At 68.3% G+C, this 20988-nt stretch carries 26 protein-coding genes; 16 read left to right on the top strand and 10 right to left on the bottom strand.

All coding sequences use genetic code 11. From position 1 onward, the window contains the following. The 5 genes from odhB to E8A12_RS02430 form a co-directional block, all read left to right on the top strand. The coding region (gene odhB / locus E8A12_RS02450) for a 2-oxoglutarate dehydrogenase complex dihydrolipoyllysine-residue succinyltransferase (RefSeq protein ID WP_293366169.1) at positions 1–940 on the top strand (940 nt) is incomplete at its 5' end. Positions 941–995: 55 nt separating this feature from the next. Beyond that, positions 996–1154 (top strand): hypothetical protein, encoded by a 159-nt coding sequence (locus E8A12_RS02445; protein WP_293366168.1) that lies wholly within the window; start codon positions 996–998, stop codon positions 1152–1154. A gap of 1 nt (position 1155) precedes the next feature. Next, positions 1156–2565, top strand: a complete 1410-nt coding sequence (gene lpdA / locus E8A12_RS02440; protein ID WP_293366167.1) for a dihydrolipoyl dehydrogenase — start codon at positions 1156–1158, stop codon at positions 2563–2565. Further along, positions 2547–3005, top strand: coding sequence for a GNAT family N-acetyltransferase (locus E8A12_RS02435; protein ID WP_293366166.1), 459 nt, complete (start codon positions 2547–2549; stop codon positions 3003–3005). The genes lpdA and E8A12_RS02435 overlap by 19 nt, the downstream gene beginning before the upstream one ends. A gap of 55 nt (positions 3006–3060) precedes the next feature. After that, a complete protein-coding gene (locus E8A12_RS02430) occupies positions 3061–3333 on the top strand; it encodes a hypothetical protein (protein ID WP_293366165.1) in 273 nt (90 codons plus the stop codon). A gap of 10 nt (positions 3334–3343) precedes the next feature. Here the strand turns inward: E8A12_RS02430 and E8A12_RS02425 are convergent, their stop codons facing one another. The 3 genes from E8A12_RS02425 to fsa are packed head-to-tail and all read right to left on the bottom strand — an operon-like array spanning position 3344 to position 5610. Continuing rightward, on the bottom strand, positions 3344–4258 hold the full coding sequence (locus E8A12_RS02425) for a tyrosine recombinase XerC (protein WP_293366164.1): 915 nt from the start codon (positions 4256–4258) through the stop codon (positions 3344–3346). Then, a complete protein-coding gene (locus E8A12_RS02420; RefSeq protein WP_293366163.1) occupies positions 4255–4941 on the bottom strand; it encodes a DUF484 family protein in 687 nt (228 codons plus the stop codon). The genes E8A12_RS02425 and E8A12_RS02420 overlap by 4 nt, the downstream gene beginning before the upstream one ends. A 15-nt stretch (positions 4942–4956) precedes the next feature. Further along, positions 4957–5610, bottom strand: a complete 654-nt coding sequence (gene fsa, locus E8A12_RS02415; protein WP_293366162.1) for a fructose-6-phosphate aldolase — start codon at positions 5608–5610, stop codon at positions 4957–4959. Between the two features lie 66 nt (positions 5611–5676). On the opposite strand from fsa, the gene E8A12_RS02410 reads away from it, so the two are divergent. Beyond that, positions 5677–7839: a primosomal protein N' gene (locus E8A12_RS02410; protein WP_293366161.1), complete on the top strand. Its 2163-nt coding sequence runs from the start codon at positions 5677–5679 to the stop codon at positions 7837–7839. A gap of 13 nt (positions 7840–7852) precedes the next feature. Here the strand turns inward: E8A12_RS02410 and E8A12_RS02405 are convergent, their stop codons facing one another. The 3 genes from E8A12_RS02405 to E8A12_RS02395 form a co-directional block, all read right to left on the bottom strand. Further along, complete coding sequence (locus E8A12_RS02405; RefSeq protein ID WP_293366160.1) at positions 7853–8815, bottom strand: choice-of-anchor A family protein; 963 nt, start codon at positions 8813–8815, stop codon at positions 7853–7855. Between the two features lie 191 nt (positions 8816–9006). After that, positions 9007–9381, bottom strand: a complete 375-nt coding sequence (locus tag E8A12_RS02400) for an AprI/Inh family metalloprotease inhibitor (RefSeq protein WP_293366159.1) — start codon at positions 9379–9381, stop codon at positions 9007–9009. A gap of 57 nt (positions 9382–9438) precedes the next feature. Beyond that, entirely contained in the window at positions 9439–10257 is an 819-nt protein-coding gene (locus E8A12_RS02395; RefSeq protein WP_293366158.1) for a TerC family protein, read from the bottom strand. A gap of 513 nt (positions 10258–10770) precedes the next feature. On the opposite strand from E8A12_RS02395, the gene E8A12_RS02390 reads away from it, so the two are divergent. From E8A12_RS02390 to E8A12_RS02380, 3 genes are all read left to right on the top strand, one after another. After that, complete coding sequence (locus E8A12_RS02390) at positions 10771–11451, top strand: CHAP domain-containing protein (RefSeq protein WP_293366157.1); 681 nt, start codon at positions 10771–10773, stop codon at positions 11449–11451. 225 nt (positions 11452–11676) lie between these two features. Then, the gene (locus E8A12_RS02385; RefSeq protein ID WP_293366170.1) at positions 11677–11952 is read left to right on the top strand and encodes a CorA family divalent cation transporter; all 276 of its coding nucleotides are present in this window, start codon (positions 11677–11679) and stop codon (positions 11950–11952) included. Between the two features lie 80 nt (positions 11953–12032). Further along, on the top strand, positions 12033–13247 hold the full coding sequence (locus E8A12_RS02380; protein WP_293366156.1) for a pentapeptide repeat-containing protein: 1215 nt from the start codon (positions 12033–12035) through the stop codon (positions 13245–13247). A 7-nt stretch (positions 13248–13254) separates the two neighbouring features. Here E8A12_RS02380 and E8A12_RS02375 read toward each other — a convergent pair whose 3' ends face one another. Further along, positions 13255–13686 carry a DUF488 domain-containing protein gene (locus E8A12_RS02375; RefSeq protein ID WP_293366155.1) on the bottom strand — a complete coding sequence of 144 codons (432 nt, stop codon included), beginning with the start codon at positions 13684–13686 and terminating at the stop codon, positions 13255–13257. A gap of 53 nt (positions 13687–13739) precedes the next feature. On the opposite strand from E8A12_RS02375, the gene E8A12_RS02370 reads away from it, so the two are divergent. Next, positions 13740–14615: an alpha/beta hydrolase gene (locus E8A12_RS02370; protein ID WP_293366154.1), complete on the top strand. Its 876-nt coding sequence runs from the start codon at positions 13740–13742 to the stop codon at positions 14613–14615. On the opposite strand, the gene E8A12_RS02365 is transcribed toward E8A12_RS02370, so the two are convergent. Next, positions 14612–15529: a thioesterase family protein gene (locus E8A12_RS02365; RefSeq protein WP_293366153.1), complete on the bottom strand. Its 918-nt coding sequence runs from the start codon at positions 15527–15529 to the stop codon at positions 14612–14614. The two genes, E8A12_RS02370 and E8A12_RS02365, sit on opposite strands and share 4 nt — an antisense overlap. 146 nt (positions 15530–15675) lie before the next feature. On the opposite strand from E8A12_RS02365, the gene E8A12_RS02360 reads away from it, so the two are divergent. Further along, positions 15676–16506, top strand: a complete 831-nt coding sequence (locus E8A12_RS02360; protein ID WP_293366152.1) for a cytochrome b/b6 domain-containing protein — start codon at positions 15676–15678, stop codon at positions 16504–16506. Further along, a complete protein-coding gene (locus E8A12_RS02355) occupies positions 16503–17279 on the top strand; it encodes a molybdopterin-binding protein (protein ID WP_293366151.1) in 777 nt (258 codons plus the stop codon). Before E8A12_RS02360 ends, E8A12_RS02355 begins: the two co-directional genes overlap by 4 nt. Before the next feature lie 7 nt (positions 17280–17286). Here E8A12_RS02355 and E8A12_RS02350 read toward each other — a convergent pair whose 3' ends face one another. Further along, positions 17287–18084, bottom strand: coding sequence for a phosphatase PAP2 family protein (locus E8A12_RS02350; RefSeq protein ID WP_293366150.1), 798 nt, complete (start codon positions 18082–18084; stop codon positions 17287–17289). Between the two features lie 139 nt (positions 18085–18223). Here E8A12_RS02350 and E8A12_RS02345 point away from each other — a divergent pair, with 139 nt between their 5' ends. The 4 genes from E8A12_RS02345 to E8A12_RS02330 all read left to right on the top strand — a co-directional run bounded on the left by E8A12_RS02345 (position 18224) and on the right by E8A12_RS02330 (position 20291). After that, on the top strand, positions 18224–18625 hold the full coding sequence (locus E8A12_RS02345; protein ID WP_293366149.1) for a DUF2089 family protein: 402 nt from the start codon (positions 18224–18226) through the stop codon (positions 18623–18625). Beyond that, positions 18625–18978, top strand: coding sequence for a hypothetical protein (locus E8A12_RS02340; RefSeq protein ID WP_293366148.1), 354 nt, complete (start codon positions 18625–18627; stop codon positions 18976–18978). Before E8A12_RS02345 ends, E8A12_RS02340 begins: the two co-directional genes overlap by 1 nt. Positions 18979–18989: 11 nt before the next feature. Next, a complete protein-coding gene (locus E8A12_RS02335; RefSeq protein WP_293366147.1) occupies positions 18990–19421 on the top strand; it encodes a hypothetical protein in 432 nt (143 codons plus the stop codon). A 93-nt stretch (positions 19422–19514) separates the two neighbouring features. Next, positions 19515–20291, top strand: coding sequence for an alpha/beta hydrolase (locus E8A12_RS02330; protein WP_293366146.1), 777 nt, complete (start codon positions 19515–19517; stop codon positions 20289–20291). A 37-nt stretch (positions 20292–20328) separates the two neighbouring features. Here E8A12_RS02330 and E8A12_RS02325 read toward each other — a convergent pair. Then, the coding region (locus tag E8A12_RS02325; RefSeq protein WP_293366145.1) for a deoxyhypusine synthase at positions 20329–20988 on the bottom strand (660 nt) is incomplete at its 5' end.

The raw sequence follows: 20988 nt of genomic DNA, 5'->3' as shown, positions 1-20988 counted from the left end.
GGCTGCGGCCCCGCCGCCCGCGCCCGCGGCCGCTCCGGCCCCGGCAAAGGCCGCCGCCGAGCCGGTCCTCGCGCCCTCGGCGCAGCGTGTGGTGGCTGAGAACAAGCTCGACGCCTCGGCGATCGCCGGTACGGGCAAGGACGGCCGCATTACCAAGGGCGACGCGCTCGCGGCCCTGGAGGCCCGCGCCAGGGCCCCGGCGCCGGCTCCGAGCGCGCCCGTCGCGCCGCGGGAAATCCATGAACGCGAAGAGCGCGTGCGCATGACGCGCCTGCGCCAGACCATCGCGCGCCGCCTGAAGGAAGCCCAGAACACCGCGGCCATGCTGACCACCTTCAACGAGGTGGACATGACCGCGATCATGGCCCTGCGCAATCAGTACAAGGACGTCTTCGAGAAGACCCACGGCGTGAAGCTCGGCTTCATGAGCTTCTTTGTCCGCGCCGTGGTCCACGCCCTGAAAATGGTGCCTGAGGTCAACGCCGAGATCGACGGCCAGGATCTGATCTACAAGAACCACTACGACATCTCGGTCGCCGTCGGGACCGAGCGCGGCCTCGTGACGCCCGTGGTGCGCGACGTCGACGCCATGAGCCTGGCCGAGATCGAGAAGGCCATCGGCGCGCTCGGCAAGAAGGCCCGCGACGGCCAGCTGGCGCTCGAAGACCTGCAGGGCGGGACCTTCACCATTTCCAACGGCGGGGTCTACGGCTCGCTGATGTCGACGCCGATCCTGAACGCGCCGCAGTCAGGCATCCTGGGCATGCACAAGATCCAGGAGCGGCCGATGGCCATCGGCGGCCAGGTGGTGATCCGGCCGATGATGTACCTGGCGCTGAGCTACGATCACCGCGTGGTCGACGGCCAGGGCGCGGTCACCTTCCTCGTGCACGTCAAGGAAGCCATCGAGGAACCGCAGCGCCTGCTGCTGGACCTCTGACGACCCTTCGAGTTTGATCAGCTCAATTGGGTAAAGGCCGTCGGGAGGCATGCCGTTGAACGCGCAATTGATCGAGGCCGAGGCTGGCGAGCAAATCGTCCTCTTTCCTCCCGGCTTCGAAATTTCGGCTGACGAGGTCCAGCTCGAAAAGGAGGGTGATCGCGTGATGATTTCTCCAATCCCACCGCCGACCCCGAAAGACTTGGAAAGCTAGAATGGCTCAATACGACGTCATCATCATCGGCGGCGGCCCCGGCGGCTATAACGCCGCGATCCGCGCGGGCCAGCTGGGACTGAAGGTCGCCTGCGTCGACAAGGGAATCGATGGCGGTTCGACTCTCGGAGGCACCTGCCTGAATGTCGGCTGCATGCCGTCGAAGGCTCTGCTGCATGCGTCCGAGATGTATGACGCCGCAGCCAACCATTTCGCTGAGCTGGGCATCGAGGTGAAGCCGAAGCTGAACCTCACCCAGATGATGGCCCAGAAGGCGACTTCGGTCGGCCAGCTGACCAAGGGCATCGAGTTCCTGTTCAAGAAGAACAAGGTGGATTGGGTCAAAGGCGCTGGGAAGATCACCGGCCCTGGCAAAGTCGAGGTCACCGGCCCCGACGGCGCGGTGACCACGCTGGAAGCGAAAGACATCGTGATCGCCACCGGCTCCCTGCCGTCCGGTCTTCCGGGGGTGACGGTCGACCAGAAGCGGATCGTCGATTCCACCGGCGCGCTGTCGCTGCCGGAGGTCCCGAAGTCGCTGCTGGTGATCGGCGCGGGCATCATCGGTCTAGAGCTGGGCTCGGTGTGGCGGCGGCTCGGGGCCCAGGTGACGGTGGTGGAGTTCCTCGACCGGATCACGCCGGGGATGGACGCCGAGGTCGCCAAGACCTTCCAGCGGTCCCTGACCAAGCAGGGCATGATCTTCAAGCTCTCCAGCAAGGTCACCGGCGCCAAGGCGTCCAAGACCGGCGTCTCGCTGACCGTCGAGCCGGTGGCCGGCGGCGACGCCGAGACTCTGCAGGCCGACTACGTGCTGCTGGCCATCGGCCGCAAGCCCTACACCGAGGGCCTGGGCCTCGAGGCCGTCGGCATCACCCCGGACAAGCGCGGCTTCATCGAGACCGACCACTGGAAGACCTCGGCGCCCGGGATCTGGGCGATCGGCGATGTCACCCATGGGCCGATGCTGGCCCACAAGGCCGAGGACGAGGCGGTGGCCTGCATCGAGACCATCGCCGGCAAGGCGGGCCACGTGGCCTACGGCATCATCCCCAGCGTGGTCTATACGACGCCCGAGGTGGCCTGGGTCGGCAAGACTGAGGAGGAGCTGAAGGCCGAGGGCCGCGCCTACAAGGTCGGCAAGTTCCCCTTCACCGCCAACTCGCGCGCCAAGATCAACCACGAGACCGAAGGCTTCGTGAAGGTGCTGGCCGACGCGGCCAGCGACGAGGTCCTGGGCGCGCACCTGATCGGCCCCTCGGTCTCCGAGATGGTCGGCGAATATTGCGTGGCCATGGAGTTCCGCGCGGCGTCCGAGGACGTGGCTCGCACCTGCCATCCTCACCCCACCCGCTCCGAGGCGCTGCGTCAGGCCGCCATGGGCGTCGAGGGGTGGACCATGCAGGCCTGACGCGGCCGGCGATGGAGGTCCGGCGCGCCAGGTCCGACGAGCTCGGCGCCTGTGCGGACCTCTATGTGAGGGTGCTCAGCGAGACCTTCACCTGGCTGCCGCCCGAGCGGCACAGGCGCGAGGACTTCCTCCGCGCCGCCCGGGAGGAGGAGACCTACCTGGCTGTCGAGTACCGCGCGATCCTCGGCATCGCCGCCTTCTACAGGCCGCAGAATTTCCTGCATTCGCTCTATGTGGACGCCCGCGGCCAAGGGGTCGGCAAGGCCTTGCTGGACCACATCGCGGCCACGATTGACGGTCCGATCTCGCTGAAGGTGCAGGCTCCCAACCTGCGCGCCCAGGCCTTCTACCGGCGCGAGGGATTCCAGTGCACCGAACACGGGCGCGATCCGGGCTCGGACATCGCCTGGCTTCGGCTGGTGCGGCCGCCCAAGAGTTAACTTGGCGCCGGGCGTCTGGAGTGAGAGTTTTCGGCCACGAACCGGAGACCGCGCCATGATCGCCCTGCTCCTCGCCGCCCAGCTGTCCGGCCAGCTGCCCAGCAATCCCCACGCGCAGATTTTCGGCGCGCCGCCTGAGGCGAAGTCGTCCGAAATCATCCGCGCCCTGCCGCCCAGGGCGCTCTGCGCGGGCGATCCGGGCCGACTGGAAGCCTCGCTCGCCCAGCCCACGGCCGTATACCGCAAGGGCGACCGACCGCCACACGGCCTCAAGAACTGGGTCGACTATCCCAACGGTCAGATCTGCCTGGCGGAGGCTGCGCGATGATCCTCGCCGTTCATGCGTGGGGATGCGCCTTCGAATAGGCGCTGAGCAGGGCCGCGGCGTCCACCTGGGTGTAGCGCTGCGTGGTCGAGAGCGAGGCGTGACCGAGCAGTTCCTGGATCGAGCGGAGGTCCGCGCCCGCGCCCAGGAGGTGCGTGGCGAAGGAGTGTCGCAGCGCGTGGGGCGTGGCGCTGGCCGGCAGGCCGAGGCGGCCTCGCAGGTTCTGCACCATCGCCTGGACGTGGCGCGGGCTTAACGGCCCGCCGCGCTTGGCGCGGAACAGCGGCTCATTGGGCGCGAGCGCGAAGGGCGCCTCGGCCAGGTAGGCCTCGGTGGCGGCGCGCACCGCCGGCAGCACCGGAACGATGCGGGTCTTGGAGCCCTTGCCGGTGATGCGCAGGGCGTCGGGCAGCGGCGCATCCGAACGCTTCAGCGACAGGGCCTCGGAGATCCGCAGGCCGCAGCCGTAGAGCAGCGTCAGCACCGCCTCGTCGCGGGCGGCCTCCCAGTCCTCACGGTCGGGGTCGAGGCCCGGTTCGGCCAGCATTCCGCGGGCCTGATCCTCGCTGACCGGCCTGGGCGCGCCAGGCTTGACGCGGGGCCCACGGACCAGGGCTATGGCGGCGTTGGGGGCGTCCAGCCGGCGGTCCAGGAAGCGGTGAAGTGTGCGGATCGCCGACAGCGCCTGGCTGAGCGATCGCGGCGACAGCGGCTTTTCGCCCTGGCGCAGATGGGCGAGCCAGGCTCGGACCTCGCCGGCGGTGATTTCGCCCAGGTCCGCCAGGGTGATGGCTTCGCCGCGATGTTGCTCCAGGAAGGCGATGTAGCGGCGCGCGGCGAAGCCGTAGGCTTCCAGGGTGCGCGGCGAGGACCGACGTTCGTGGGCCAGGTGCTCCAGCCAGAGCGCCAGGGCCTCGTGGCTTGTCACAGAAGCGGCCAGCGCTCGGCGGTGCGCTCGACCACCCGGGCGAGGAAGGCGACCAGCTCGGTCCCCATGTCCTCGGTGAACCCCTCCGGATCGGCCGAACCGAAGGCGAGCAGGCCCTGCCGCGACGGCTCCCAGATCGCCATGCGGACCATGGCCATGGAGGCGATGGCCTCGGCCCGCTCGCCGAACAACCCCATGGCGGTGGGCGCGAAGCCCATGCGGGCCAGCCTCTGCGGTCCGCCCAGGATCATGTCCACCTGGCCCTCGACCAACATGCGCCAGCCTGCGGGCGGATGGGCCTCGGTCTCCAGCGCGATGACCCCGGCGGCCAGGCCGAAACGTTGCTGGGCAAGTTCGTCGACGCGACGGGCGAGGTCGGAATTGTTGCGCGCGTCCAGCAGGTCGACGACCGCTCCGTGGGTCTGGGCCTGGGCGGCGAAGTTGGCCCGGGCGGTCTCTTCCAGGTGTTGGCGCTGGGTGGCCTCCTGCCGATGGGCCGCATGGATCCGGGCCATGGCGGCGGGCGCGAACTCGACCACATTTCCGCCGGCGGCGACCTTCAGGCCCAACTCGTCCAGCAGACCGTCGTCGCCGGTCAGGAATTCCGGATTGTCCGAGAGAAACCGGCGAACGGACGCCGGGTCGAGAGGACCCTCACCGATCCCGCCTTGCGACCCGTCCATGCCTGTCCCCGGTAGCTACAAAATCGACTGGCCCGTCTTGGCCCAGTCGGCCATGAACTGATCAAGGCCCCGTTCGGTTAACGGGTGCTTGAAGAGGGCGTTGAACACGTCGGGCGGGATCGTCGCGCAATCGGCTCCGGCCAAGGCCGCAGTCGTCACATGCCCGGGACTGCGGATCGAGGCGGCCAGGATTTCAGTGTCGAAGTCGTAGTTGTCGTAGATCGCGCGGATCTCGACGATCAGGTCCATGCCGTCGGCCCCATGGTCGTCCAGCCTGCCGATGAAGGGCGAAATGTAGGTCGCGCCGGCCTTGGCGGCCAACAGGGCCTGGGCGGCGGAGAAGCAGAGGGTGACGTTGGTGGCGATGCCCTCGTGGGCGAACTCGCGGGTGGCGATCAAGCCATCGCGGGTCAGCGGCACCTTGACCACGACATTGGGCGCGATGGAGGCGAGCCTGCGGCCTTCGTCCAGCATGCCGGCGGTGTCCATGGCCGCCACCTCGGCGCTTACCGGGCCCTCGATCGCCGCGCAGATCTCCGCGATCATCTGCAGCATCGGGCGGCCCGACTTGGCGATCAGGGTCGGGTTGGTGGTCACGCCGTCCACCAGGCCCGTGGCGGCGAGGTCCTTGAGGACGGCCACGTCTGTGGTGTCGAGGAAGAGTTGCATCGGAAAGACCCCGCGAATGTGGACGGTGCTTGTAGCCGCAACGCAGTTGCGCGCAAAACCAGATCGATGAGCCGTATCGCTTCCGTTCTCCTGCCGATGCCCCTGCCGGAGGCGTTCGACTACGCCGAGCCGGAGGGCATGGCGCTGGAGGTCGGCGATCAGGTCGCCGCGCCGCTGGGGCCACGGCTGTTGCGCGGGGTCGTGGTTGGCCTGCGTGAGGCCGCGGGCGGCAACCGTCCCCTGAAGCCGCTGGAGAGTCGGCTGGAGGAGCCCCGCCTGCCACCAGGAACCGTTGAGTTCGTGCAGTGGGCGGCGCGCTACGCCGTGGACTGGCCGGGCCAGCCGCTGGCCATCGCCCTGCGGGGCGCGCGTGCGCCGAAGCCGAAGCCGGTGAGGATCGCGGAGGTGACCGGCGTTCAGCCCGCGCGGCCCACGCCGGCGCGGACCAAGGTCCTGGAGACGGCCGCGGCTCAGGCCCTGAGCCCGCCCGATCTGGCGCGGGCGGCCGGCGTCGGCGCGGGCGTGGTCAAGGGGCTGATCGACGAGGGCGTGCTGGCGGTGCGGCTGGTGGAGGCCGTGGCGCGGTTCGATCCGCCCGATCCGGCGCGGCCGGGCGCGGTGCTCAACGCCAGCCAGGCGGCCGCCGCGGCCGACCTGAAGGCCATGCTGGCCGAAGGCGGCTTCAACGTCGCCTTGCTGGATGGGGTCACCGGCTCCGGCAAGACCGAGGTCTACCTGGAGGCCGCCGCCACGGCGCTCGCCGCCAGCGAGACGGCGCAGGTGCTGATCCTGCTGCCGGAAATCGCGCTGACCCAGGCGGTGATCGCCCGCGTCGCCGAACGGTTCGGGGCCGAACCCGGGGAGTGGCACTCCGACGTCTCTCCGCCGGCGCGCCGAAGGGTCTGGGAGGCGGTGGCCACCGGCCGCTGCCGGATCGTGGTCGGCGCGCGCTCGGCGCTCTTCCTGCCGTTCGGGGACCTGAGGCTGATCGTCGTCGACGAGGAGCACGACGCCTCCTTCAAGCAGGAGGAAGGCTTCATTTACCAAGCCCGCGACCTGGCGGTGGCTCGCGGCAAGATCGAGGACGCCGCCGTGGTGCTGGCCTCGGCCACGCCGTCGCTGGAGAGCCTGCGCAACGCCGAGCAGGGGCGATACCGATGGCTGCGGCTGTCGGCGCGGCACGGCGAGGCGCGGCTGCCGGACATCTCGCTGATCGACTTGCGCGAGACCCCGCCCGACCACGGCCGCTGGCTGTCGCCGCCCCTGGTCAAGGCCATGGGCGAGACCTTCGCCCGGGGCGAACAGACGCTCCTGTTCCTCAACCGCAGGGGTTATGCGCCGCTGGTGCTCTGCAAGGCCTGCGGCGAGCGGATGACCGCGCCGGACACCGACAGCTGGCTGGTGGAGCACCGCTATTCCGGCCGGCTGGTCTGCCACCTGACCGGTTTCTCCATGCCCAAGCCCAAGGCCTGCCCGCATTGCGGGGCGCATGACGCCCTGGTCTCCATCGGGCCGGGAGTGGAGCGGGTCGAGGAGGAGGCGCGCTCTCTGTTCCCGCAGGCGCGGGTGGCGGTCTTCTCGTCGGATACGGCCTTCGACGCCCGCGAGGGTCGCCGGCTGATCGAGGCCATGGCCGACGGCCAGATCGATATCCTGGTGGCCACCCAGGCGGCGGCGAAGGGACACAACTTCCCGGACCTCACCCTGGTGGGCGTGGTGGACGCTGACCTGGGCCTGCGCGGCGGCGATCTGCGTGCGGCGGAGCGCACCTATCAGCTCCTGGCCCAGGCGACGGGCCGTGCGGGGCGCAAGGAAAAGCCTGGCCGTGCGCTGCTGCAGACCTGGGCGCCGGAGCACGCCGTGATGCAGGCTCTGGCCGCCCAGGATCGCGACGCCTTCGTGGAAGCGGAGATGGCCGAGCGTGAACTGGCCGGGTTGCCGCCGTTCGGGCGGCTCGCGGCGGTGGTGGTTTCCGGCGTCGACCCGGTACAGCTCGAGGCCTTCGCCCAGGCCATGGCTCAGGCCGCGCCCAATTCCGCCGGCGTGGAAGTTTATGGCCCTGCAGATGCGCCGCTCAGCCTGGTCCGCGGCCGCCGTCGCAAGCGGTTCCTGGTCCGGGCGGACCGCACGGTGGACCTGTCGGCCTACATGGCCACCTGGCGCGCGCGCGTGAAGCCGCCAGCCGCGGTTCGCGTGGCCATCGACATCGATCCCTACAGTTTCTTGTGAGGGTGCGCGGCCCTTAGGCCAGGCGCGCGACGCGACGGCGGCGGCGCGCGACCGCGCCGACGACGCCGAATCCGAAGATCATCAGCGCCCAGGACTCCGGCTCGGGAATAGCGTTCTGAACCGAGTCCGCCAGCGGCTGGGTCATGTTCAGCAGATTGCCGATAAAGGGGTTCTCGTTGTTGATCTGGGTCGCGCCCAGGGTGTCGCTGAAGCTTTTGACGATGAGTTCGCCATTCAGTTGGCCCCAGCCGCCCAGGTAGTTGGCGTTGGGCGCCAGCACCGAGCCCTGCATGCTGATGCCGGAGAACGACAGGGTGGTCGCCTGGGAGAAGTTCCACAGCACGTCCGAGGCGTTGCCGCCGTTGATGGTGATGCCGGCATTGGAGAAGGAGTCGGCCGAGCCGCTGACGTTGATCAGCGCGATCGAGCCCGGCGTCAGGTTGATGGTCAGGGTATTGGTTTGCGCCAGCTGCGCGCCGCTGAGGTCGAAGACGTTCAGCGTCGAATTGGTCCCGGTCAGGGTGTATTGGTCGCCCCACGGCGGGATCGAGACCGTCCCGTTCTGCGCATAGCCGGCGAGATCGGTAGTCAGCCAGTCGAGGCGGGTGGTTTCGGCGGCGAAGTTGACCGTCAGCGGCGTGCCCGCCGCTTCCAGGCCGGCCGTCGACCAGTTTTGGTAGTTGGTCGTGCCCCCGACGATGGTGTTGCCGTTGGTCGAGCCGCCATGGGCGACGAGGTTGCCGCCGACTTCCAGATTGGCGGTGCTCGAGGAAGCCCTCGTGCCCACCGAATAGGAACCCAGGGTCGCGTTTCCCTTTACCGCGACCCGTCCCTCGGTGTCGCTGCTGTGGACGTTCATGTCGCCGAGGACGAACAGGTTGTAGGCGCTGGCGGTGTCGGCCCGCGCGGCCAGGGGCGCGACGACGCACGCCCCGAGGACGGCGGCGGCCAGGATGGCGCTGAGGCGGCTACGCATACGGGGTCACGGCTCCAGGCGACCCGCGTGGATCGCCTAACAAAATCTACGGCCCAGCTATGCGCTTGGACGCGTGACTTCAAGCTTAAGGGCCGCGACAGGGCGTCGCTGTTGGGCGATGCCTACCGCGGACGCGCCAAATAGGCCGCACATTCCCCTGGCGGGCGAGTCGGAGCGGGCGAATGGGACGACTAATAGTTGCGGCGGAGCTGGATATCGACGCCGCTGGCGCGATGCGAGACGAACAGGCTGTTGCTCCAGCGGTGGAAGGCCAATACCGGCTGGCCGCCGGCCATCAACTGCATGCCGTCGCTGGTCGCCTGCCAGGTGGTCGGCGCGCTGGTCAGCGCGTCGCCACAGCTTGAGGCGGCCCTCACCGTGTGGCCCGCACCCAGCGTCAGGACGCAAAGGTCCTGCCCGCCGGACGACACGGTCCAAGCCCCGACGGCCTCCTTCGGCGTCAGGGGCACGCCGGCCTCGTTGTCTTCCGCAAGCGCGACGGCCAGGGAGGCGGTGGCGAACAGAACGGCGCCCGCAACGCAGGACGCGATGCTGAGAATTCTCATGGCTCACTCCAATCTCGCGGGACCAAACGCCGGCCGCCGGGATGGAGTTGCGAGGGGTCAGTGCAGGGTCGGGCCGTCCGCCGGCGGCTTGGGGGTCCGGCCCTTGCGGCGCGAGAGTATGTTCAGTCCCTCCACGACGCCTGAGAAGGCCATGGCGGCGTAGATATAGCCCTTGGGCACATGCACGCCGAAGGCCTCGGCGATCAGGGTCGCGCCGATCAGCAGCAGGAACCCCAGCGCCAGCATCACCACGCTCGGATTGCTATGGATGAATCGGGCCAGCGGGCCGGCGGCCACCAGCATCAGCCCGACGGCGATGATCACCGCGGCCATCATGATCGGCAGATGCTCAGTCATGCCGACCGCCGTCAGGATGGAGTCGATCGAGAACACCACATCGAGCGCCAGGATCTGCACGATCGCCGCGCCGAAGCTCAGCGCGACGCGGCCCTTCTTGTCGAGTAGGTCGGCGGTCTCGGTCGGATCGACAGTGTGGTGGATCTCGCTGGTGGCCTTCCAGACCAGGAACAGGCCGCCGGCCAGCAGGATCAAGTCGCGCCAGGAGAAGCTGAGGTCGACCATGGGGTGGCCATCGGCCAGGGACGGGACCGCGAACGGCAGCACGACGACCGGCCGGGTCAGGCTGACGATGAGGGCGATGCCCGACAGCAGCACCAGCCGCAGCGCCAGGGCCAGGCCGATGCCAATGCGTCGCGCCCGTCCGCGGCTCTGTTCCGGGAGCTTGTTGGAGAGGATCGCCACGAACACCAGGTTGTCGACGCCAAGGACGACTTCCATGACCACCAGCGTCAGCAGGGCGATCCAGGCTTCCGGACTGCCCGCCAGCGCGGCGAGTCCGGCCCAAGCGTGACCCATGCAATGTCCCTTCCGGCCGGCTTCTTGAGGGACTTCTAGAGCATTGTCCGGCGCGGGCTAGAGAGCGTCGGATTCGGCTATTTGCCCGATTTGCGGGCGATCCCGGCGTCATGGCGCCCGTGTCGCAAACTTGTGACCGGGCCACCGCCCGATTTCGCCCCAGACGCGAAGACCATATGCTGCGGCGCGAGCTCTTGTTTCATTTCGTTACAGCTACGTGATTGAAGAATAGATTTGATCTGTATGTGCAATCCAAAGAAGGTAGAGTCGATTTCTTCAGATACTTGAACGTCCCAAAGACGGGAATGATGGGATTGATATCTTCGAGGTCCCCGATTGATTTTCAATTTTTTCTTGTCAACTCTCGAAATTCGCAACTATTCAGCCAATTCCCATTTGCGCGGTCGAGATAGTCGCTCCGCGGCGATCGGTCCCACGAATCTAAACCCTCTTTTCACTTAAACGCAGATAGGGTTATCTTTTCCGCAGTTCGCGTCGGGGAGTTTCACAAACATGCTTAAGCGGACGAGAACCCTGCTGGGTTCCCTCGCCGTCGCGGCGGTTTTGAGCCTCGCGCCCACCGCAGGTGGAGCGCTGGCCGAAACCTACTGGCAATGCGTCCCCTTCGCGCGCCTGGTCTCCGGTATCCAGATCTTCGGCGACGCCTACACCTGGTGGCAGCAGGCCATCGGCAAGTACGAAGAGGGCTTCCAGCCGAAGGCCGGCGCGGTGCTCTGCTTCAAGCCGACGGAGCGGATGCGCCTGGGCCACGTGGCCGTGGTCTCAGAGGTGCTTACCGACCGCATCGTCCAGATCACCCACGCCAACTGGTCGCCGATCGAGGGCTCACGCGGCAAGGTCGAGAAGGATGTGACTCTGGTCGACGTCTCGCCCGAGGGCAACTGGAGCCAGGTGAAGGTCTGGTACGACCCCAGCCGTGACCTGGGCGGTTCGACCTACCAGACCTATGGCTTCATCTACCAGGACGCCACGGCCAAGATCTTGGCGTCGACGGGCGTCTCCAACGCCGAGAACACCGCCATCGCCATGGCCCAGTCCGCCGCCAGCCACATGGCCTCGGCCGTGCGTCCGGGCGCCGGACCGCTGCAGATGTTGAGCGAGGCGGCCGACTCTACCGACCGCATCGCGGCCCTGATCGCCAAGGCGACCCGCGGCGACGCTCCGAACAACTAGACAGGATTCCCGTCGAATTGACGGACCCCGGGGGCGCTCCACTAGAGCGCCTTCGGTGGCTTTGCATGCTCAAACTCTTCCACCGCGACGCTGCTGGCTCAGAGGCCGTATCGCGCTGCAGGGATTTCAGATGCGCCTCGCATTCGTGGTCGGCGGCGATTTCCGGGGCCAGCGCCGCGAAGCTGAACAGGCGGGCCAAACTCACCAGGCTGTTGCGGCCAGTCCCTGACCGAGTACGCCGGGTGCCAATCCAGCCACGTCGCCTTCCTGCTGGATCCGGCCCTGGGCCTGATCAACATCGAACAGAACGGCATCATCAAGTTCTTCTCGGTGGCCGCCGTGATCCTCATGCCGCCGACCCTGGTGGCCTCGGTCTACGGGATGAACTTCCACCATATGCCGGAGCTGGAGCTGGCCTACGGCTATCCCATGGCGCTCGGCCTGATGGCGATATCGGCGATCCTGCCGGTGCTATGGTTCAGGCGTCGCGGCTGGTTCTGAAATAACCCGGTCTTCGAGCCGTCCGGCGCAACTGTTCTTTAAGCGGCCAGGGCGCAGGATTCGGCCCGTAAAGGTCATCCATGCCGTCCCAAGCCCAGCCCCACCATCTGGCCCTCGACGCCCAGGCGTTGCGCGAGGCCGTCGAAGCGCACCAGCGCTATCTGGCCGGCCGCTCGGGCGGACGTCGGCTGAGCCTGACCTATGCCGACCTTTCCAACTGCACGCTTGAAGGCCTCGATCTGCGCGAGGCCGACTTCGCGGGCGCCAATTTCCATGGCGCGACGCTCGCCCGGGCCAACCTGACCCGCGGCATCCTGTTCGGCGCCGACCTGCGCGAAGCCGACCTGCGGCGCGCCAACCTCAGCCGCGCCGATCTGCGCGGCGCCTGTCTGCGCGGGGCGAACCTGGCGGGCGCCGAGCTGCCCGGCTGCGACCTGCGCGAGGGCCGCATCGCGCTGCAGGACAAGCTCGACGGCTTCCGCATCCTCCGCCACGAGCACCGCCCGGGCGAGCTGAACTACGCGATCCTGTCCGGCGCCAACCTGGCCGGCGCCCAGATGACCGGTGCGGTCGCTATGTCCAGCGACTTCACCGACGCCAACCTCTCCGGCGCCCAGATGGCCGGAGCCAAGCTGACCCGGGCCGTGCTGGACGGCGCGGACCTGACCGGGGCAGACCTCTCCGGGGCGGACCTGTCTGGCGCTTCGATGAAACGTGCCGTGCTCTCCGGCGCCAACCTCAGTCACACCATCCTCGACGATGTCGACATGAGCGACGTGCTGCGGGCGCCGCCGCCCGTGGTGATGGTCGACCAGCGGCCCCTGGACAGGGTGCTGGCCGAGCACGAGGCCTATTGCGACTCAAGCGGCGCCCGCGGCTCGGTGATTGAGATGAGCGGCGTCGACTTCCGACCGATGAGGAGCCTGAAGGATCGCCGGCTGACCGCGCTCGTGGCGCGCAACGGCATCTTCTTCGGCCTCGACCTTCAGGGCGCCCAGCTGCAGGGCGCGGACCTGTCGGGTAGCGACCTGCGCGGCTGCGACCTGCGCGACACCGACCTGCGCGGCGCCAAGCTGGCCGGCACCTCCTTCACACGCGCCGACATGCGCGGCGCCAAGCTTGGACCCCTGACCATCGGCGACGGCCGGTTCGTGCGCACCGATTTCACCCGCGCCATCCTGCGCGGCGCCGACCTGCGCGGGGCCCATGCCCATCGGGCGCGCTTCCTGGAAGCCGATATGAGCGGGGCGAACATGGCCGGCTGCGACCTGACGGACGCCGAGCTGGAAGTCTAGACGACCCTCAGAGGTTCTCGATCTCCCACCCGAGGTCTTCGCAGATCCAGTTGGCCAGGATCGTGCGGTGGCAGCCACCTGCGTCGGCCTCGTAGCAGAGCAGGGCGACCTTCTTCTCGCGCGCGAATTCCGTGGCCTTGGCCAGCTCCAACTGGGCGCCCGGCTCGACCATATGGGCGTGGAAGATTTCGTGCATCTCGGCGACGTGGCCCTTGCGCGCCGCGTCGCGGCCGGGTTTTGGCGTGCCGAGCTGGCGCAGGTGCACATAGCCAATGCCGGCTTCGTTCAGGCTGGCGCTGAGCAGGGTCTTGGAGAAGCCGGCCCGCCGCGAGGCGGCCACGGCGCGCACATCGATCACCAGGTCGACGCCGGCGGCCTTCAGCTTGCCGATGACCACGGCCTGAGTTTCGCTCTCATATCCGATGGTGGCGAGCTTCATGGCTTCTCCTCGGCGCGACCCCGGCTATATGGGAGCCTAGTCTGGGGGGCGCGATGAGTTCCAGCCTTGAAGAACCGCGTCAGCGGATGATGCCGCTGCCGGGGCGCGGCGGGGCGATGGCGGTTCTGGAGTTTGGGCCGACCGACCGCCCGGTCGACATCGTCTTCTCCCACGCCAACGGCTTCAACGGCCGCACCTATCGCACGGTCCTGGCGCCGCTGGCGTCCGACTTGCGGATCCTGGCGCTGGACCTGCGCGGCCACGGCGCCAGCACCCTTCCGACGACGATCGAGGGCCGCCAGGGCTGGCTGGAGTTCCGCGACGATCTCCTGGCCCTGCTGGCGGCGGCCTGCGAAGCGCCGGTGGTGCTGGCGGGCCATTCCATGGGCGGGACCTCCAGTCTGCTGGCCGCGGCCGCCGAGCCGGGCCGGGCGCGCGCTCTGGCCCTGTTCGACCCCGTGATCTTTCCGGCCGAGGCGCAAGGGGCGGGGACGGCGGAATCGCCATTGGTGGCCGGGGCGCTGCGCCGGCGCGCGACCTTCCCGAGCCGCCAGGCCGCGCTGGAGGCCTATCGTGGGCGCGGCGCGTTCAGGACCTGGAGCGAGGACCAGCTCGCCGACTATGTGGAAGCCGGCTTCCGCGACACGCCGGATGGCGAGGTGACACTGACCTGCACGCCGGAATGGGAAGCGTCCAACTTCCGCACCCACAACTACGATCCCTGGGCGGCGTTTGCCGAGAGCCGCTGCCCGTTCCGCGTGCTCCGCGCCGAGGAGGGGTCCACATTCCGCCTGGAGGGCCGTGAAGCCCAGCTTGCGGCGCTCGCTGGCCGCGGCGCCATCGAGACCGTGCCAGGCACGACCCACTTCCTCCCGCTGGAGCGCCCAGACCTTGTCCGGGCCACGCTCCTCGCCTGCATGGCGCCCTAGAGGGTCAGGCCGGGCACGATGCGGGCGTTGGCGTCGGCCAGGGCCTCGTCGGTGAGGGTGATGATCTTGCGGGTCTGAAGGTCGAAGGAGACGGCGATCGCCTCGGCGACACCCCAGGCCTTGCCGCTCGCGGGATCCAGCAGCCAATGGGTCAGCTTGCGGAAGCGCGCATCGCCGCCGGACGCGCCGGAGCGGAGCTCCACCCGGTCGCCGGCTTTCGGCCAGTCCAGATGGATCAGCCGGTACTCCAGCGCAGCGCCTCCGGCGCGCGCGCCCGCCGCATCGGCGCCGGGTCGGCGGCCCTCGAAAAGATGCGGGATACCGTCGGAGATGCGCGCCATCATCAGTTCGGTGCGCATGCGCCCGAATATGTCACAGTCGGCCGCGCTGACCGCGCCGAGCGCCGTGCGTGGCAGGTTGAGCTCGTCGGCCCGCGCCAGGCTGGCGCGGCTCTCGACCGGACCCAAGCCGATGCTGCGCGCGGCGGCCTCCGGCGGGATCTCGACCGCCAGGGCCTCAGCGCGCGCCAGCACCCGCGCGGGCCAGGGGAATGGGCGGGCGTCGCTGGCGGTGACGTGCGCCACCACGGTCTGAAAGCTGGCGGCCAGCTCGCCGCTGCGGTGACGCAGCAGCAGCAGCAGCCGCGCCTCGCTCTCGCCGATCTCGACCACGCCGCCGCTCATCGTCAGCGGCGCGCCGGGCCGGGCTTCGCGCAGGAAGCGAATGTGCTGCTCGCGCACGATCAGGGTGGCGCGCGCGTCGGCGGCGAAAGCGCCGGCCATGCCGAGCTCGGCCGCGAGCCCGCTGAGCCCCTCCATGGCCTTGGCCACGTAGAAGCCGACGTTCAGATGGCCCATGGCGTCGCATTCCCACACGGCGACGCTGCCCCGCCAGATCTCAACCGCTTCGCCCAATGAACCCCTCCCCGACGCCACGCCACGCCCCCCAGCTTAGGGGCGCCCGCGCGCGCTGTAACCTCGGCCGCCTCGCCTCCGAATAGGAATTCGTGTCAGATGGGACGGCTCGTCACACGGGCTTTGGACGAGGAACCCTCGCGAACATGGCCGATCCGCAGAAGGTCCTGGTCTACCGGCACGCCGCGGTGACCCGGATCACCCACTGGATCAATGTCCTGGCGCTCACCCTGCTCCTGATGAGCGGACTCAACATCTTCGGCGCCCACCCGGCGCTCTACTGGGGCCAGAAATCGACCTTCGCCCGCCCGTGGGTTTCCATCGGCGCCGAGCAGCATGGCGCCAAGATGGAAGGCGTCACCTGGATCGGCCGGACGAAGTTCAGGACGACCGGCGTCCTGGGTTATTCTGGCAAGCCGGGCGCTGAGGAACAGGTGGCCTTCCCGTCCTGGGCGACGGTGCCCAGCGAGCGTGACTTGGCAGACAGCCGCCACTGGCACTTCTTCTTCGCCTGGCTCTTCGTGCTGAATGGGCTGGTCTACTGGCTGGTTGGCCTGGGGCGCGGCCATATCGTCAAGGACCTGGTCCCCAACCAGCACGACGTAGCGCCGAAGAACATCTGGCATGAGATCGTCGCTCACGCACAACTCAAGTTCCCCAAGGGCGAGGAAGCCCGCCACTACAACGTCCTGCAGAAGGGCGCATACCTGGCCGTGATCCTGGTCCTTCTGCCGCTGATGGTGCTGACGGGGCTCTGCATGTCGCCGGGCTTCGACGCTGGCGCGCCGTGGCTGGTGGATGTCTTCGGCGGCCGGCAGTCGGCGCGAACCATCCACTTCCTGACCGCGTTCGCGATCATCGGCTTCGTCCTGCTGCACCTGTTCATGGTGGTGGCGTCGGGGACCTGGAACAATGTCCGCTCGATGATCACCGGCCGCTACGCCATCGCGCCCGAAAAGACAGGAGAGGCGGCATGAGCCTGACCGCCAATCGCCGCGGCTGGCTGCAGGCAGCGCTGGCCTCGGCCGGCGCCCTGGTGCTCGGGGCCTGCGACAAGATCACCAGCAGCCCCAGGGGCGCCGCCGTCCTGCAGAGCGCCGAGGGCCTGACGCGCCGGGTGCAGCGTCTGGTCGTCAACCGCACGGCGCTAGCGCGGGAGTTCACGCCGGCTGACATCTCGCCCGACTTCCGGCCCAACGGCTCCATAGACCCGCAGGACGCCGACTACCTGGCGCTGAAGGCAAAGGCCTTCGCCGACTATCGCCTGGTGGTCGACGGGCTGGTCGAGCGGCCCCTGTCGCTCAGCCTGGCGGACCTGCGGACGCTGCCCACCCGCAGCCAGATCACCCGCCACGACTGCGTGGAGGGCTGGTCGTCGATCGCCAAATGGACGGGACCGCTGCTGGGCCCGTTGCTCGACCGGGCGGGGCTGAAGCCGACCGCCCGCTACATCGTCTTCCATTGCGGCGACACGCTGGAGGAGACGCTGGATGGCACGGGCGTCTACTACGAGAGCATCGACCTGATCGACGCCTACCATCCGCAGACCATCCTGGCCTACGCCATGAACGACCAGCCGTTGCCGGTGGCGCATGGCGCGCCCCTGCGCCTGCGGGTCGAGCGCCAGCTCGGCTACAAGCAGGCCAAGTACATCATGCGGCTCGAGGCGGTGGAGGACTATCGCCACCTCGGTCGCGGCAATGGCGGCTTCTGGGAAGACCGCGGGTACGAGTGGTACGCGGGGATTTGAGCGCGGCTCAGTAGGGGTTCTGGGCCACCACGGCGGCTTCCTTGGCGCAGGCCGCGGGATCGGGCGCCGGGCCGGCCTTGCGGGCCGCGGAGACTTCCGAGCGGGCGATCTCCAGGTCCTTGCGGAATTCCGCGTCGCCGTGCAGCCCGGCGACCACGATCGAGGCGTTCATCCGCCCGGCCTCGACCGCGCTCAGGTTGTGAACCCCGCAGACAAGGCGGCCCTCGCCGAAGGCCCGGGCCCGGCTGAGGATCTCGGTCGCCCGGTCAGGCGCGAGCTCCGCCAGGATCAGGCCCACCGTCCAGCCCCAGGTGTTGTGGCCGGAGGGATAATCCGGGCTCTTGGCCAGGGCCTCGCTCTGCTCGATGCAGGTCTCGCCCTTGTCGATCAGGAACGGCCGCTGCCGCTTGTAGATGTCCTTGGGGTGATCGGTGGCGCGGCTGACGTCGCGGCCCACGCGAAGGATCATCGCCGAGGTCTTGGGTGCGTTGGCCGACGTGATTTCGACGCCGACCGCGCAACTCAGGTCCTTCAGGATGGCGGCCTGGTTGACGTCATTCTGGGCGAGCGACCAGCGTGGCGTGTCCTTAAGGGCCCGGGTCGCCTTGTAGACCGCCCGGTCCGCCTCATAGCGCGGCGTGCCGGCGACCGGCGCGGGCGGCAGGATCTTGTAGGTGTCGGGGCCGCTATCGCCGAGATAGCCCCGGGCGGTCGGGGTGGCCATAGGGGGCGCAGCCGGGTCCGCGCCCATCGTCAGCACCGCTGCGGCCGCCGCTGCGCCCGCCATCGCCAATTTCCACGCCATTCCGCTCTCCCCAGCTGCTGCGCCCGGTGTTGCAGAGCCGCGCGGCGGATTCAACCGCTCAGAGAGGCGATTTCCCGAGGGACGTGCGCACGATATTAAAAAACTTGACGCACAAATTGAGAAACTGAATATTGACCGCATGAGCGATATGAAAACCCAAGACTGGCAGGCGCTGAGCGAACTGACCCGCGGGCGGCCCATCGTCGTCGAACGGGTGCGCCTGATCGCACAGAGCGTGGCAATTGAGGGCGCCTTCGAGCTGCCGCGCCTGGCGCAGCTGGCGGCCGAGGACCAGGTCTTCGTCGCCGCCTTCGTGCGCAGCCACGGCTCGATCAAGGAGATGGAACAGGTATTCGGCGTCTCCTACCCGACCATCAAGGCGCGATTGAACCGGATCGCCGCCAGCCTGGAGTTCGTCGAAATCGCCCCAGATCCCGCCCCAGATCCCGCGCCGGATCCCGGTCGGGCTCAGGTGCTGAAGCGTCTGGCCCGCGGTGAGATCACCGCCGACCAGGCCGTCGCTGAACTGGAGGGCCGCTGATGTTCGAATCCCCCCGCGCCGTGCGTCATTTCGGCCTGGCGGCCCTGGAAGCCCGCGAGCGGCGGGCAAGCCCGATCGTTGTCCGCGAGACTGCGCCGGTCACCCCAACTGATGCGCCCGCGAACCCACCAGGCCGCGTTGTTGTCCGTCTGTGGATCCCGAGTACGCCGATCTTCATGCTGCTCGCGCCCTTCGCCCTGCTCTTGATCCCACTGCTCTACCTCGCCCCGCCGCTGCGCCGCTTCAACTGCGCCGCCGCGGTCTTCATTCTCGGCGACGCCCTGCTTGCGCTCGGCGGCACGGTCGTCGACGTCGACACGCCCGAAGCGCTGGTGCGCATCCGGCTCTTCTAAGGAGACCTCCCATGAACGACGACCGCCGCGCGATCCTGCAGATGCTGGCCGAGGGCAAGATCACCGCCGATGAGGCCGAACGCCTGATCTCCGCCATGGAGCGGACCGGCCCGACGGCGCGCCCGTTGGACGGTCCGTCCGCGGGCCACAACAAGCCGCCGCCGAAATACCTGCGCGTGTCGGTGGACGCCGACGTCCACGGCGACGCCACCAAGGTCAATATCCGGGTGCCCATGGCGCTGCTGAGGGCCGGCGTGCGGCTGACCAGCATCATTCCGCCCGAGGCGCGCGACCAGGTGAACGCCGAGCTCGCCAAGAACGGCGTGCCCTTCGACATCGGCCAGCTCAAGCCGGAGAATCTCGATGAGCTGATCAGTCATCTGGACGACCTGACGGTGGACGTGGACTCCGCCGACGCCAAGGTCCGGGTCTTCTGCGAATGAGCCAAGACCGTTGAGGCGTGCTGCCCCGCCTTCTGCGGCGGCGGCGCCATCCACGGCTCCTGATCCACCTCCGGCCCTGGAGAGCGGGAAACCATGACCATGAAGCCATCCGCCTGGACCGGCATACTGCCCGTCGATGACTCCGCACTGTACGTCAGCGACAGCGGCGGATCGGGCTGTCCCGTGGTCTATCTCAATGGGGCCTATGCCGATCAATCGCACTGGCGGGGCGTTATCGCCGAACTCGGCGCCGACTACCGCCATCTCACCTACGACATGCGCGCCCGCGGCAAGTCGAAGCGCTCAACGGACTATTCGTTCGAGACGGCCATCCGGGATCTGGATGCCGTTCTGAAGGCGAGGGGTGTGGACCGGCCGCTGCTCGTGGGCTGGTCCTATGGGGGGATACTGGCGTGGCACTGGGCCGACCGGAATCCGGATCGCATTCTGGGGGTCGTGACCGTGGACGCTTTTCCGGCCGGCTTAACCGGAGAGGCCGGCCGGGAGCGGATTCGAAAGCTGTTCGGCCAGATGCGGCCGCTGATGCCGTTGGCGCGCGCGTTGCGCCTGACCGCGCAGATGACCACCGACCAGCATATCGACGTCAACATCGACGCCAACGAGATCGGCGACGCCAGCGGGCCGCTGCTCGAGCGCCTGACTTGCCCGGTGCGGTTCGTCCTGGCCACGGGTGACAGCCTCGGGACCAAGGGCGGGGAGATGGACCAGGGGCGGACCGTGCTCGAACCGATACTCGCCCGTAATCCCAACGTCAGGGTCAGCGCGAAGGTCGCCAGCAACCACACCGGCATTCTGCGCAAGGATTACCGAGCCGTCGCCGACGCGGTCCGCGAACTCGCCGCCACCTAAGCCTTCGTTTCCCGCGAAAGGGGGAAGGAAGATCGACCTACTTCCCGAACAGCTTGTTCCAGCGCCGCTTGGTGCGGGTCTTCCAGGACCCGCGGTGCCAGGCGTCCGAGGCGATAAGCGGGACCACCGTGGTGGCCTCGGCGAACACCATCTGTTCCCAGGTTACGTCGACCTTGCCCCACGAGCAGGCTTCCTTGAGCGTCGAGGACGAGCAGGCGCCGTCGCGCACGTCGGCGACGGTGATCTGCACGGCGTACTTGTGCATCTCAACGTCCTCGTGGCCGAGGATCTCGGCGCAGACAACGGTGTCCTGGGCGAAGTTCTTCGGCACGCCGCCGCCGACCATGAACAGGCCCGTCGAACCGGCGGCGATCTTGACGTCGGTGAGCTCGCGGAAGTCGGCCACCGCGTCGATGGTGAGGTACGGCTGCTTAGCCTTCATCCGCTCCACCTGGTGCTTCACCAGGCCAAAACCGGCGGATGAGTCGACGAAGGCCGGGCAGAACACCGGCACGCCTTCTTCGTAAGCCGTCTGGACAAGGCTGCCGGGTTTCTTGGCGTTGCCGGCGGCCAGCCACTTGCCCATCTCCCAGATGAACTCGCGGCTCGAATAGGGGCGCGGCTCCAGCATCTCGCACAGGGCGTAGATCGTGCCGTCGCAGTTCTGCAGCTCTTCCTCGTCGATGTAGGTGTCGTA

Origin of the sequence: Phenylobacterium sp. (genome assembly GCF_004799395.1) — a bacterium.
Lineage (GTDB): Bacteria > Pseudomonadota > Alphaproteobacteria > Caulobacterales > Caulobacteraceae > Phenylobacterium.
The sequence above is the reverse complement of the archived record's forward strand: the minus strand, read 5'-3'. Positions and strand labels throughout refer to the sequence as shown.